This is a genomic window from Spongiibacter marinus (genome assembly GCF_016906995.1).
GTDB classification, from domain to species: Bacteria; Pseudomonadota; Gammaproteobacteria; order Pseudomonadales; family Spongiibacteraceae; genus Spongiibacter; species Spongiibacter marinus.
In genome coordinates, this window is sequence record NZ_JAFBBD010000002.1 from 353,368 (window position 1) to 366,781 (window position 13,414).

Here is a 13,414-nt window from a genome sequence, read left to right on the forward strand (position 1 = left end):
CACTTTGGCACCACCGCAGAGGCTTAGCGGTTGGTTTTTACCCGCAGGGATTTAAAGCTAATGGAGTTGTGGTCCTCCAGGTCGCGCTCGGGCTCCTCTGCTAATGTAGCGTTGGGGAACTGGCGGAAAAACTCGCGCATACTCAAGTACAACTGATGTTTTGCCAGCGCGGCACCGATGCAATAGCGAGGGCCATAACCAAAGAGTACGTCTGGATTGAACTCGCGGCGTACATCCAGGCGATAGGGGTCGTCGAAAAAATCGGGGTCGTGATCTTTTAGGTGGGGCATCATTAACACCATTTGCCCTTTCTTCACCTGTTGTCCAAGTAGTTCACGGTCTTCCGGAACGTAGCGGGCAAAGCCCATTTTCGAGTTGCCTGCCCAGCGCATAATTTCGCTAAAGGCGTTAGAGAAGGTGGCGGTAGACTCCAATGCCAGGGGGATCTGATCTGGGTTCTTCAAAAAGGCATAGGCTGACCACTGCTGCGCCATCAACGTAGTGTCGGCGCCAGCGCCAATCAATGCCAGGATCAGGGTAACGATATCCCACTCGTCGAAGTCGTCGTTTTCCGCTTCCACTTGCAGCAGCGCGCTGAGGAAGTCCTCTTCGCCTACGGGTGACAGGCGGCGCTCGGCGATGACTTCCAGCAAGATATCGATGGCCAGGTTGCTGTCTTGCTGGGCTTTTTCCCGGCGCTCGTCGGAGATAGTCGGGTTCCAGGTTTCGGTAAAGGTCAGCACCGTTTGCTTGATCTGGGGCCAGTATTTTTCTGGAATACCCACCATGCGAGTGATGGAGATAAAGGGGATGTGCCGCGCGACATCTTCAATATAGTCGAATTCATCGGCGTCTTTTAAGCCCTCGAAAAGGCGGACGATATCGGGCTCGATGCGTCGGTTGATGTTATCAACAACATTGCGAGAAAACGCCGGGGAAGTGATTTTGCGAATAAGGCGGTGGTGGTCCGGGTCAGCCAGCAGGCTGTGGCCCACCAGGGCGCGCTCGAAGTTATTCCAGTTTTCTTCCAGTGGCCGTGGCGGCGCAAACTCCCAGTCGTAAAAGTCTGAGCTCAGGTACTCATTCTTCCAGCAATCCATAATGTCGGGCATGCGGGTCATAACCCAGCACATCCAGGGGGCATACCACACCAAGCGACCGCGCTCGGAAAGCGCCTTGCACTGGGGGCCGGGATCCAAGGCATATTCCATGGAATTGGGATTGAAGATAGATTCGATCGGGGGCAGCTCACGCTGTTCGGTGGTTTGCATTGCGTACACTCCTTATCTTTATTGTTTTGCACCGCCGCAACGGCTCGCAAAAATATCGGTGTTTGCGAAAAAATATACTACCGTGTATTTTTATTCTCAAGTGACATTATTTTTAATTTACCGCGCGTCGCGGCGATAACAATAAGGAGTGGTAATGCAAAACTTTACAGACAAGGTAGCGGTAATCACCGGCGGGGCCAGTGGTGTGGGGCGCGCATTGGCGCTCGCGCTGGCCGATGAGGGAGCCAAGCTGGTGATTGCCGACATCGAAGAAAATGCTTTGCAGCGCTGCAAAGCGGAATTGGAGGAGCGCGGAGCCCAGTGTTTGGCGCAACGCGCCGATGTTACGCAGCCAGAGTCGATGGCTGCTCTTGCCGAGGCGGCGTTTACCCACTTTTCCGGGGTGCACCTCGTTTTTGCCAACGCCGGTGTGGGGACGGGCGAAGGCGGCAATATGTGGGAGTACAGCGCCAATGATTGGGAGTGGGGCTTCCGGGTAAATACCTGGGGCTTGATCAACACCATTAACGCCTTTGTCCCCCGCTTGGTGGAGCAGGGCGAAGAGGCGCACTTTGTGGTGACTGGCTCGGGGAATGGCGCGTTCTTAATGTTACCGGATACGCCGATCTACACCGCGACCAAGGCAGCGGCGCAGGCGATTACGGAAAACCTGCATTTTCAGTTGCAGGCCCAGCAATCGCCGGTGAAGGTCAATGCCCTGTTTCCCGGCCCACATGTGGTGAATACCGGCATCTTTAATTCTGAACGCAATCGTCCTGAGGATTTGCCCGTCGACCCGAATAAGCCCGATTCTGGTATTCACTCGGTCGATGATATGAAGGCGATCATGGCGCAATACGATATGGAGTTGAAAACCACCGAGCCGGAAGAAGTTGCTGCGTTTGCGCTCAACGGGCTGCGCGAAGACAAGTTTTGGATTACCCCAATGTCGGAGAAGTCCCGGGCCGCCTTTATTGAGCGCACCCAGGGCATTCTCAATGGCGTAACGCCAACGCCGCCAAACGTACTGTAGGAGGCATTCGCTTGACGGACCGGCTTACGCTACCATTCGACGCTTTGACAGAGATGGGAGAATCATCGGTGCCAGCGAGCCAGCTTGGTCGGCGAGAGCGCAAAAAAAAGGCCGTGCGCGAGACCATTCGTAAAGAGACATTGCGCTTGATCGGCCGCCATGGGGTAGACGGGCTGACCATCGACGCGATCTGTGATTGCGTGGATATCGCCAAGAAAACCTTTTACAACTACTACGCGACCAAACATGACTTAATGGTGGAGCTGTGTCAGGAGGAGTTGCTGCAACGCACCGATCAATTGATTGACGATGTGCTGGCCAGCGGTAAATCTTTTGAGCAACAGCTCGGTCACATCATTGAGGTGTTTATCAATCGCGAGCAGTTGGCGGGCGGTATCGAACGTGAGCTGATCGCCTATTCAGTCGGCGCAATGTCGGCGAATATTAGCCAGGGCGCGGGGCAGTTGGCCTTTATTAACAGTAGCTTCCTGCGTTTGTATGAGCACAATCGCCAGGCCTTAAAGCCGGAGCTGAGTCCGGCTTTCTGTGCGGAAATGACCGTGGGCATGTTCAATGCCATCACGCTGAACTGGGTGCACGATGAAAGTTACGATTCAGAAACCCGTTATCGTCAATTACTCGCCTTTATAAAAAGCAGCATGCTTGCCTGAAAGCGCCGCTGTGCTGGCATCGGTAGACCGATGTCAGCACTTTTCTTTTCCCGCCTTACCAATCAGTAATCATTTCTCCGCTGCTCTCGCTTGACCGAAATAGGGAAACCGTATACTTTTTTTACATCACGGTTACCTTTTTGAGAGAAGGGTCAGGAGGGAGAATGAATAATAGATATAAGAAGCCCATCCCATGCGGCTGGTTTGCCATTGAGTACAGCAAAGAGCTCGCCCCTAAGGATGTGAAGCCGCTGAAGTATTTCGGCCGGGACCTGGTGCTGTTTCGCACGGAATCGGGTGAGGCAGTATTGCTAGACGCCCACTGCCCGCACTTGGGTGCTCATCTGGGGCACGGTGGTCAGGTAAAGGGGGAGAGCATCGCCTGTCCCTTCCACGCCTGGGAATTTAACGGCGAGGGCTTTTGTACCAAGGTGCCCTACGCGAAAAATATGCCGCCTAAAGTCGATGGCAAGCAGGCAATTGGCAACTACCCTGTGGTGGAGCTGAATCAAATGATTTGGGCCTGGTATCACCCCCAAGGGGTGGCGCCGCTGTGGGAGGTTGAGCGCCACGCCGAGTTGCACTCCGACGAGTGGACGGAGATGGATGTCTTCGATTGGCAGATTAACTCGATCATTCAGGAGACCGGTGAAAATGCCGTGGACATCGCGCATTTTGTGACCGTTCATGAGTCTCCGGAAATGCCGGATGGCCACGTCACCATCGACGGTTACAAACGCAGCACGCTGATGGACAGCCTACAGCACGCCATCGATGAAGAGGGTAATGTAGACCTGAGTGGCGAGAACTATGACCAGGGGCGTCTGGAAACCTATTCATTTGGCCCGGGACAAACCTACCAAAAATTCTCTCGCATGTTCGATATTGTCATGATGGGCACCATCACACCTATCGACGACCAGAACATTCACATGCGTTTTAACTTCTCTATGCCAAAACAGCAGAGTGGTGAGCACACCCTATACGCCAATGCCTTCCGCGACGAGATCGTTCGCCAAGTCGGTCAGGATATCCCTATCTGGGAAAACAAAGTGTATCTGGAGCACCCCACGCTGTGTGATGGCGACGGCCCGATCGCAAAATACCGTAAGTGGTTTGAGCAATTTTACGCGGCGTAGATCGCGGTGCTCAACCCGTCCCAAAACCATAATAACGAGGAATAACTACCATGACTGACTCCAACGCCCCTATGGGTAAGCCCGGCGATATTCTCAACTGGCCGATGCTAAAAATTCGCTATAAAACGGACGCTGAGGCGATAGCGAAACTTTTACCGCCCGGTATTGAGCCAGGTAAAGAACCGGGCGTGACCATTACTATTTATAACTTCCCGGTATTAAATGAGCCCGAGTATGGTTGCGTGGTGAATGTTGACGCTAACTACAATGGCATTGAAGGCGAGTACACTCTGGGTATTGCCATCGATCAGGAGGCGGCAATTTACGGAAGTCACGAGCGCTGGGGGCAGCCGAAGTATTATGGGGAGACCCAGTACTTCCGCTTGATGGACTACGTATCAGCAAAGGTGAGCCACCGCGGATATACCTTTCTGGAGTTTAAGGGGCAGGTGACCGGTGAGGGCGAGATTCCCCCGGAGCACGAAACGAATGAGTGGTGGATAAAGCACCTGCGCGGTGTGGATATGGAAAACCCCAGCTGGGACTTCCCACCTCACGTTGTGCGTGTTTACGCAAAATACGGCACGGCGCATATCGAGAAATTGCAGGGCCAGGTCACGCTAAATGACAGCCCTTGGGACCCTCTGGCCAGCAAACTGCCTATGCGAACGGAGGCCGAGGCATGGCTGTGGACACCGATTTTCCTCGACCGTCGCATTACGCTCGAAGGCCCGCTGGACCCCGAGGGCTTTATGCCCTTTGCCGACACCATTGGCGGCTCTCGCTGGCCCGGTGAAAATGGTGGCCCCAAACAAGCCTAGAACCACCCTCGCCGGGTATCACCGCCCGGCTTTTTTCCGCTTTTCTGTGAGCTTGTCGCGCCGATAAGCTGATCTCCCTCATTGCTGTTGATTCAGGTCAATGGGAATGGCGTTGCCGCATATTATGATGCCTTGGCTAGAATAATATGGAGCGGGCCATGCATCCCATTTTTTTGCAGTTGGAAACGGATCATCAGCGCATGCAGCGAATGCTGTATGACCTCAATCATCAAATTGAGAGCTACTTTGGCTTACATGATGCGCCGGCGGATGTCGACGCAATGATGCGTTGCCTGGATTACATCCAGATCTACCCCGAAGTATGGCACCACCCTGTTGAAGATATCATTTTTAGACAGCTGCTCACCAAGCCCGGAGTGAATCACTACGCCGTGGAAAATGTATTGCGAGACCACGGCATGCTGGAGGCCTTGAGTGATCAGCTGTCGCTGATATTTTCTGAATTGCGGCTGAGTGAAAAGCCTGTCCGGCCGGCAATTATTCGCTTAAGTAAGCATTATCACAGTCGTCAGATATCGCACATTCATGAAGAGCGAGGCATCTTTCAGATGGCCGGAGAGTTGTTTGGCGACGCTGATTGGCAGGCGATTGAGCGCGAGATAGATGCCGTCATCGGGCCGATTGGTCAGCACGAGCGAGATGATTATCTATCGACATTTAAGCCTGAGCATGCGTCTTACTCTGGTGCATTCAAACAGTAGTATTGAAGGGAATATCCATGCCGACTGCGATCGCAAGAGAATTTGATAACGCCACTGATATGGTGCGCCGCTATGCGGTGCAGGGGCCGCGCTACACGTCGTACCCTACGGCACTGAACTTTAGCGAAGCGTTTACCGATCGCGATTATGTGCGCTTTCTTGACGATGCAAGAAATAGCCCATCGCCGCTGTCCTTATATGTGCACATTCCGTTTTGTCGAAGCCTCTGCTACTACTGTGCATGCAATAAAATTATTACCAAAGACCCGCGAGCAAGTCGTCGTTATCTGGACCACTTAAACAGAGAGCTACAGCTCCTGTCGCGGCATGTGGGCGTGTCCCGCCGTGTAAGTCAGCTTCACCTGGGGGGTGGAACGCCAAACTACCTGGACAAAGCGGAAATGACCGAGCTCGTGCATCAACTTGCCAGTCACTTCAATCTCGATGACAGTGACGACCGGGAGTTTTCCATCGAGTTGGATCCGCGTTGCGTCGATGAGGATTATTTGGCCTTGCTTAAAGGCTTGGGTTTTAACCGTGTCAGCTTTGGTGTGCAAGATACGAACCCCGATGTGCAGCAGGCCATTAATCGCGTACAGAGTGAAGATATGATCGCCGAGCTGGTGTCATTGGCGCGGCGTTTTAAATTTAGATCGGTGAGTGCAGATTTAATATACGGCCTGCCATTACAGACCGAGGAAAGTTTTAAAGCGACGCTGGACGCATTAATTGCCATGTCGCCAGATAGAATTGCCATCTACCATTACGCCCATATGCCACAGCGTTTTAAATGGCAAAAGTCGGTGGATAGATACCCAATGCCAGATAGCGAAGAGAAACTGAAAATTTTTGCTCTGGCGAGCCAGCGATTGCAAGCTGCGGGGTATTTGCATATTGGTATGGATCATTTTGTTAAGCCCAATGACGAGCTGGCCATTTATCAGCAGCAGGGCCGTCTGCAACGAAATTTCCAGGGCTATTCGACCTGCCATTCACCCGATGTATTGGGGATGGGGGTGTCCGCGATAAGCTCTCTGGGGCGCTGCTATGCCCAGAATGAGAAGGATCTTGAAGCCTACTACGCCGAGATTGACGCTGGGCGACTGCCGGTGGCTCGCGGGTTAGAGCTTTCAGCAGAAGATATGCTTCGTCGCTACGTTATTATGCAGTTGGCCTGTAACTTAAAGCTGGACTTTAAGGAGTTGCACGGTCGCTATCAGGTCAGCTTTAGAGAAAAATTTGCTGCCGTCCTGCCGTCGCTAGAAGAATTTCACAATTCAGGCGTGTTGTTACTCAGCGATGAGGGGATAAAAATAACGGAAGCGGGGCGGGCAGTTTTACGAAATGTTTGCATGCTATTTGATGAAAGTTTGTCTCTGCACCGCGGAGCATATTCCAAAACCTTGTAGCGGTTTACAGGCTTTTGGCGCGCTATTTTATTGTGTAGTAACTTTATCGCGACTACGCCGAAAGTAGACTTGACCCACCCGGAGATAAGGCGTTCAATGGCGGCAGTAATCACCCCCCGACATGTGTAAGGAGACCACATGCGACGCGCGGAAGCCTCCAAAGCCTGCCCCCACAACCCTGCTGTTAGCTGTAACAATTGTCGATTAAGTGGCATCTGCTTGCCACTGGCTCTGGAAAGCGATGAAATTGTTAAGCTGGACAATATCGTGCAGCGCGGTCGCCCCCTGCCAAAGAGCCGTCATATATTCCGTGAAGGCGATGCGTTTACGTCTGTATTTGCCGTGCGCTCTGGTGCTGTAAAAACGTATAGCATTACCGATGCTGGAGAGGAGCAGGTCACCGGTTTTTATTTTCCGGGTGAAGTTGTTGGCTTGGATGGTATTGGTCAAAACCGCTACGCGAGTTCCGCTGTTTCATTAGAGGTGTCGGCGATTTGTGAAATTCCTTTTTCTCAGATCGAAGATCTCAGCGGCCAGTTGCCCAATCTCCAAAGACACTTTTTCAAGCTGTTGAGTAGCGAGATCGTTGATGATCAGCGACACATTACCTTGCTCAGTAAAAATACGGCTGACGAGCGTGTCGCATCGCTGTTAGTGAGCATCTCTGCTCGCCAGGCGCGCCGTAAATTGTCGGCATCCGCGTTTAGATTGCCAATGTCGCGTGCGGATATTGCCAGCTTTCTGGGGCTCACTGTCGAGACCGTAAGCCGCGTTCTCAGCCGTTTTGCAAAACAAGACTTAATTCGAATCGACAATAAGGAAATTAGCGATCTCGATGTCGAAGGCCTTAAGGCAGCCGCAAACCTTCAGCCGTAATTGTGGCTGTCATTGTGCCGTAGTGGCACAGGCTTGACTCAGATCAACCGGAGCCGCCCGTTGGGCGGTAAACTTTCAATAAATCTCCCCGGAAAGAGTGAGTAGGCCGTGAGTGCAATAATTAGCAATCCCCTAGGTTTTTTGTTCAGTCCCCGTAAGCAGTGGCGCATGGTTGCCGATGCCGGCGATGAGGGTTTGGCGGCCAAGCTGCTTTACCCCATCATTCTTGCCATTGGGCCATGCGTTGCGTGGTACTACGGTGCCAGCCAAGTGGGTTGGACGGTGGGCGATGGCGAGGTGGTGCGCCTGACTCAGGCGAGTGCTCTGCAGATTGTCATTGCCTTCTATTTTGCGATGTTGGGCTCGTTGGCAGTGATCGGATATTTCGTTCACTGGATGTCCGAGACCTATGGCGCTTCCTCGTCGGTGCTCAAGGGCATCGTCTTATCTGGATACACGGCAACTCCGCTGTTCATTGCGGGGCTTTGCGGTTTCTTTCCTCTTTTCTGGTTTGATCTGACCCTGGGTATTCTGGCCTTGGGTTGGTCTGTATACCTGCTGTATTTAGGTATTCCGCTGGCGATGGGAATTCCTGAAGAGCGCGGCTTTTTGTACGCCTCGGCGGTAGTCGCAATCTGTATGGTGATATTTATGGCGCTAATGGGCGCGGTGGTTATTCTCTGGGATATGGGAATGACACCGGTGTTCACTGATTAGCGGCATAAATGAGTCGGTAGGAAGGTAAATTTTCTGCGGCATAGTGTCGCAGGCCTGTTTAGCTTTCTGTTGATCTGGGTCAGCATTGCGGCCCCCACCTGCTGGGACAATACCCACCTCCATCATGTCTGCCCGAACGGCGCTGGTTGCCGGTTCGCGCATAGTCCACCTGAGGTTCGTGAACTGTCATGACATCTTCGCAAGAACATCCAACTTACAACTACAAAGTGGTGCGGCAATTCACCATTATGACTGTGGTATGGGGCATCGTCGGAATGACCGTCGGCGTTCTCATCGCAGCGCAATTGGTTTGGCCGCAACTCAACTTCGACACGCCCTGGCTCAGTTTTGGGCGACTGCGACCCCTGCATACTAACGCGGTTATATTTGCGTTTGGTGGCTGTGCTCTGATGGGGTCTTCGCTGTTTGTGGTGCAGCGCACCTGTCAAACGGCGCTACTGTCGGACCGCCTCGCGGCGTTCGTCTTCTGGGGGTGGCAGCTGGTCATCTTGCTGGCAGCGATTACGCTTCCCATGGGGCTTACCTCCGCTAAGGAGTATGCCGAGCTTGAATGGCCGATAGATGTGCTTATCGCCGTGGTTTGGGTGGCCTATGCGGTACTCTTTTTCGGCACGATCATGCGTCGGAAGATGTCGCATATTTATGTGGCGAACTGGTTCTACGGCGCGTTTATCGTGACCATTGCGGTGCTTCACATCGTCAATAGCGCCGCGATTCCAGTGAGCATGTCCAAGTCTTATTCGGCCTACTCCGGTGCTGTCGACGCCATGATCCAGTGGTGGTACGGGCACAATGCTGTGGGCTTCTTCCTGACGGCAGGCTTCCTGGGAATGATGTACTACTTCGTTCCTAAGCAGGCTGGGCGTCCGGTCTACTCATATCGGCTATCGATCGTTCACTTCTGGGCGTTGGTCTCTGTATACATCTGGGCTGGCCCTCATCACCTTCACTATACCGCGCTGCCTGACTGGGCACAGAGCCTGGGTATGGTGATGTCGCTGATCCTGCTGGCACCCTCATGGGGCGGTATGATCAACGGTATGATGACCCTCAGTGGTGCCTGGCACAAACTGCGCACTGACCCCATTCTGCGCTTCCTGATTGTGTCGCTTTCTTTCTACGGTATGTCGACGTTTGAAGGTCCGATGATGTCGATCAAAACCGTTAACTCTCTTTCTCATTACACTGACTGGACGATTGGTCATGTGCATTCCGGCGCATTGGGCTGGGTGGCGATGATCTCCATCGGCATGGTTTATCACTTGATTCCCGTGCTCTTTGACCGCAAGCAAATGTACAGCGTCAATATGATCAATACACACTTTTGGCTATCCACCATCGGTACCGTGCTTTACATCGCATCCATGTGGGTAAACGGCATTGTTCAGGGCCTGATGTGGCGCGCCTACAACGCCGATGGCAGCCTGACCTACAGCTTTGCTGAATCGGTTATCGCCAGCCACCCTGGCTACGTAGTGCGACTGTTTGGTGGGTTCCTGTTCCTGGTCGGCATGTTGTTGATGGCTTGGAACGTTTGGAAAACCATTTCCAGCAAAGAAACTAAGGAACTGGTGGCAAATACTGCGGGGGCTGAAGCATGAATCACGACGTCGTCGAGAAAAATATCGGCTTGATGATTATTTTTATCATTGTCGCCATTAGTTTTGGAGCCTTGGTGGAGATCGTGCCGCTTTTCTTCCAAAAGCAAACGACAGAGCCGATTGCTGGCTTGAAGCCATTAAACGCGATGCAGCTAACCGGCCGAGATATCTATATCCGTGAAGGCTGCCACGTATGTCATTCGCAAATGGTTCGCCCTATGCGCTCTGAAACAGAGCGCTATGGACACTACTCTGTTGCTGGTGAATCTGTTTACGAACACCCCTTCCTGTGGGGCTCCAAGCGAACAGGGCCCGATTTGGCGCGCTTAGGTGGACGTTATAGCGACGAGTGGCACCGTGCTCACTTGTATAACCCGCGCGATGTCGTGCCCGAATCCATTATGCCGTCGTATCCCTGGTTGTTTAAGAACGAGATCAATGGCGATGAAGTTGGGAAGAAAATGCGAGCGCTGCGCAAAGTGGGTGTGCCCTACACCGACGACGACATCGCCACAGCGGCCTCCCAAGTGGAAGGTAAGAAAGAGATCGACGCCATGGTTGCCTACTTGCAGCAGCTGGGAACACTTATCAAGTACAAGCGTTGAGGAGGATGTATGTTTGATCAAGACAATCTACGTGCTTTATCAACGTTGTTGCTGTTCCTGGCTTTCATGGGTGTGTGTTTCAACGTGTATAGAAGAAGCCGTAAATCGATGTATGACGAAGCAGCTCAGCTGCCATTTGTAGACGAAGGTAAAGCAAAGCAGGAGAGCCGAGATGAGTGATTTTTGGAGTGGCTGGATCATTGTCCTAACGGCAGTCTCCTATGTGCTTTTGGCATGGCTTCTGCTGTCAAATCGCAAGATCAATCAACATAAAGACGGTGCGACAACAGGTCACATTTACGATGGTATCGAGGAATACGATAATCCTATGCCATCTTGGTGGATCAAGATGTTTGTGCTCAGCATGGTGTTCGGTGCGGGCTACCTGTTGGCCTACCCTGGCATGGGCAAATTCCCCGGCCTGTTGAATTGGACGTCGGTTTCGCAGTGGCAGGGCAATGTGGATGCGGCAAAGCAAAAGAACGAAGCGCTCTACGCTGAGTTTATGCAGAAAGATGCCGAGGCATTGGTTGCCGACCCCAAAGCGATGCGTATTGCCAAACGGGTGTTCGCCAACAACTGTGCGATTTGCCACGGCAATGATGCAAAAGGGAGCTACGGCTTTCCGAACTTGACCGACAACGACTGGTTGTACGGAGGCAGTCCGGATCAAATTGCTCACTCTATTCGCGATGGTCGTAGTGGCATGATGCCTGGTTGGCAGTCGGTACTCGGCGCCGAGGGTGTCAAGTCGATGGGGGCTTACGTGCAAAGCTTACGCGATGCTCAGGCGAGTGCCTCGGCGGAGCATGCCGAATCGCGCGAGAAGTTCACCATGCTGTGTGCAGGCTGTCACGGTGCATCGGGCGAGGGCAATATTGCTATGGGTGCCCCTCGGTTGAATGACGACATTTGGCTGTACGGTGGTGACACCGGCAAGATTATCCACAGTATCGCCAATGGCCGGTCAGGAAAAATGCCCGCTCATGCTGACAATTTGAGCGCAGCGAAGATCCACCTACTCAGTGCCTATGTTTATCAGCTTGCAGAAGAGGAACCATAATCTGCTATGAACACTCAGGAGCGGCAACCGGCTGGCGGTAGTGAAACAAAGCCAGAAAACCTAGCGGTAGAAATTGTAGTCCCTGCGGAAGTTGGGGAAATCGATCTCTACCAAAAGCGAGAAAAAATATACACTCGCGCAATTGAAGGGTTTTATCAGCGCATTCGCGTATTCACCGGTTGGCCGCTGTTGTTGGGCTATATCATTCTACCTTGGTTAAATTGGGATGGCCGTCAGTCGGTCCTGTTTGACCTGCCCGCGCGGCAATTTCATGTTCTCGGGCTCACCTTTTGGCCACAAGATATGACGATGTTGGCCTGGGTATTGATCATCGCTGCCTTCGGTCTTTTCGCGGTCACCAACCTCGCTGGTCGAGTGTGGTGCGGCTACAGCTGCCCGCAGACCGTATGGACCAGCATCTTTATGTGGATGGAACAGAAGGCTGAGGGAACGCGGAACCAGCGTATCAAGCTTGACGCGGCGCCCTGGTCCCTCGAAAAGCTGCGCAAGAAGGCGTACAAACACTCTATGTGGCTGGGCTTTGCATTTTTAACCGGCTTCACCTTTGTTGGCTACTTTACCCCCGTTCGAGAGCTTGCCGTCGACTTTATTGACCTCTCAGCGAATGGCTGGGCTTTCTTCTGGATCGCGTTCTTTACCGCCGCGACCTACCTCAATGCCGGTTGGATGCGTGAGCAAGTATGCATGTATATGTGTCCCTACGCGCGCTTTCAATCAGCGATGTTCGACCCCGACACGCTAATCATCAGTTACGACAGTAAGCGCGGTGAACCCCGTGGCTCACGGAAACGGGAAGCGCAATCCCAGGGCGTTGGCCTGGGTGATTGCATAGATTGCCAATTGTGTGTGCAAGTCTGTCCTACCGGGATCGATATTCGCGATGGTCTTCAATACGAGTGTATTGGCTGTGCCTTGTGTGTGGATGCCTGTAACTCGGTAATGGATAAAATGGGTTACGAGCCCGGGCTGATTCGCTACGCAACGGAAAATAGCTTAAAGGGCAAGAAGACCCATATCATGCGTCCGCGCCTGCTGGGTTATGTGGTAGCGATGACGCTGATGGTGGGGCTGTTAGCCTATAATATTGCTGATCGCGATGTGATTGAATTAAGCGTGCTGCGCGACCGTCAGGCGCTATTCACCGAAGTGCAGGACGGCATGATTGAAAATAGCTACACCGTAAAGATCGCGAATAAAACACAGCAGGAGCATCGCTATCAGGTCGTTGTCGAGAGTGAGATAAACTTCGAAAACTTCCACAAGCAGGAAATCAGTTTACAATCCGGAGAGCTCTTAGACTTACCAATGCGACTGCAGGCTCGCGCAGACAGCCTTCCTTCCAGTCGTTCGCCGATCACGATCAGCGTACGGCAAATGGACAAGGAGAGCAGTGTTGCCGAAGTTGAAAGCAGTTTCTTTGGTCCGGTTCCTCAGCGTTAAGGTT

The 13,414-nt window shown here is 52.7% G+C and carries 14 protein-coding genes; 13 read left to right on the forward strand and 1 reads right to left on the reverse strand.

What is annotated here, in order from left to right; genetic code table 11:
- Nucleotides 1-23: 23 nt before the first annotated feature.
- Nucleotides 24-1,271, reverse strand: a complete 1,248-nt coding sequence (locus HNR64_RS04105; RefSeq protein WP_204995275.1) for a cytochrome P450 — start codon at nucleotides 1,269-1,271, stop codon at nucleotides 24-26.
- A gap of 154 nt (nucleotides 1,272-1,425) precedes the next feature.
- Between HNR64_RS04105 and HNR64_RS04110 the strand changes: the two genes are divergently transcribed.
- The 13 genes from HNR64_RS04110 (at nucleotide 1,426) to ccoG (ending at nucleotide 13,410) form a co-directional block, all read left to right on the forward strand.
- Entirely contained in the window at nucleotides 1,426-2,304 is an 879-nt protein-coding gene (locus HNR64_RS04110; RefSeq protein ID WP_204995276.1) for an SDR family NAD(P)-dependent oxidoreductase, read from the forward strand.
- A gap of 68 nt (nucleotides 2,305-2,372) precedes the next feature.
- Nucleotides 2,373-2,975, forward strand: a complete 603-nt coding sequence (locus HNR64_RS04115) for a TetR/AcrR family transcriptional regulator (RefSeq protein ID WP_286694504.1) — start codon at nucleotides 2,373-2,375, stop codon at nucleotides 2,973-2,975.
- Between the two features lie 164 nt (nucleotides 2,976-3,139).
- Nucleotides 3,140-4,114 (forward strand): Rieske 2Fe-2S domain-containing protein, encoded by a 975-nt coding sequence (locus tag HNR64_RS04120; protein WP_204995277.1) that lies wholly within the window; start codon nucleotides 3,140-3,142, stop codon nucleotides 4,112-4,114.
- Between the two features lie 50 nt (nucleotides 4,115-4,164).
- Nucleotides 4,165-4,935 (forward strand): acetoacetate decarboxylase family protein, encoded by a 771-nt coding sequence (locus tag HNR64_RS04125; RefSeq protein WP_204995278.1) that lies wholly within the window; start codon nucleotides 4,165-4,167, stop codon nucleotides 4,933-4,935.
- A 158-nt stretch (nucleotides 4,936-5,093) separates the two neighbouring features.
- Nucleotides 5,094-5,657, forward strand: coding sequence for a hemerythrin domain-containing protein (locus tag HNR64_RS04130; protein WP_204995279.1), 564 nt, complete (start codon nucleotides 5,094-5,096; stop codon nucleotides 5,655-5,657).
- A 17-nt stretch (nucleotides 5,658-5,674) separates the two neighbouring features.
- Nucleotides 5,675-7,066: an oxygen-independent coproporphyrinogen III oxidase gene (gene hemN, locus HNR64_RS04135; RefSeq protein WP_204995280.1), complete on the forward strand. Its 1,392-nt coding sequence runs from the start codon at nucleotides 5,675-5,677 to the stop codon at nucleotides 7,064-7,066.
- A gap of 138 nt (nucleotides 7,067-7,204) precedes the next feature.
- Nucleotides 7,205-7,942 (forward strand): fumarate/nitrate reduction transcriptional regulator Fnr, encoded by a 738-nt coding sequence (fnr, locus tag HNR64_RS04140; RefSeq protein ID WP_204995281.1) that lies wholly within the window; start codon nucleotides 7,205-7,207, stop codon nucleotides 7,940-7,942.
- Nucleotides 7,943-8,050: 108 nt separating this feature from the next.
- On the forward strand, nucleotides 8,051-8,659 hold the full coding sequence (locus HNR64_RS04145) for a Yip1 family protein (protein WP_286694508.1): 609 nt from the start codon (nucleotides 8,051-8,053) through the stop codon (nucleotides 8,657-8,659).
- 188 nt (nucleotides 8,660-8,847) lie between these two features.
- Complete coding sequence (gene ccoN / locus HNR64_RS04150; RefSeq protein ID WP_204995282.1) at nucleotides 8,848-10,281, forward strand: cytochrome-c oxidase, cbb3-type subunit I; 1,434 nt, start codon at nucleotides 8,848-8,850, stop codon at nucleotides 10,279-10,281.
- Nucleotides 10,278-10,886 (forward strand): cytochrome-c oxidase, cbb3-type subunit II, encoded by a 609-nt coding sequence (gene ccoO, locus HNR64_RS04155; protein WP_204995283.1) that lies wholly within the window; start codon nucleotides 10,278-10,280, stop codon nucleotides 10,884-10,886. The genes ccoN and ccoO overlap by 4 nt, the downstream gene beginning before the upstream one ends.
- 9 nt (nucleotides 10,887-10,895) lie before the next feature.
- Nucleotides 10,896-11,066 carry a cbb3-type cytochrome oxidase subunit 3 gene (locus HNR64_RS04160; protein WP_204995284.1) on the forward strand — a complete coding sequence of 57 codons (171 nt, stop codon included), beginning with the start codon at nucleotides 10,896-10,898 and terminating at the stop codon, nucleotides 11,064-11,066.
- Nucleotides 11,059-11,949 (forward strand): cytochrome-c oxidase, cbb3-type subunit III, encoded by an 891-nt coding sequence (ccoP, locus tag HNR64_RS04165; protein ID WP_204995285.1) that lies wholly within the window; start codon nucleotides 11,059-11,061, stop codon nucleotides 11,947-11,949. Before HNR64_RS04160 ends, ccoP begins: the two co-directional genes overlap by 8 nt.
- Before the next feature lie 6 nt (nucleotides 11,950-11,955).
- Nucleotides 11,956-13,410, forward strand: a complete 1,455-nt coding sequence (ccoG, locus tag HNR64_RS04170; protein WP_204995286.1) for a cytochrome c oxidase accessory protein CcoG — start codon at nucleotides 11,956-11,958, stop codon at nucleotides 13,408-13,410.
- The last annotated feature ends 4 nt before the right edge of the window (nucleotides 13,411-13,414 follow it).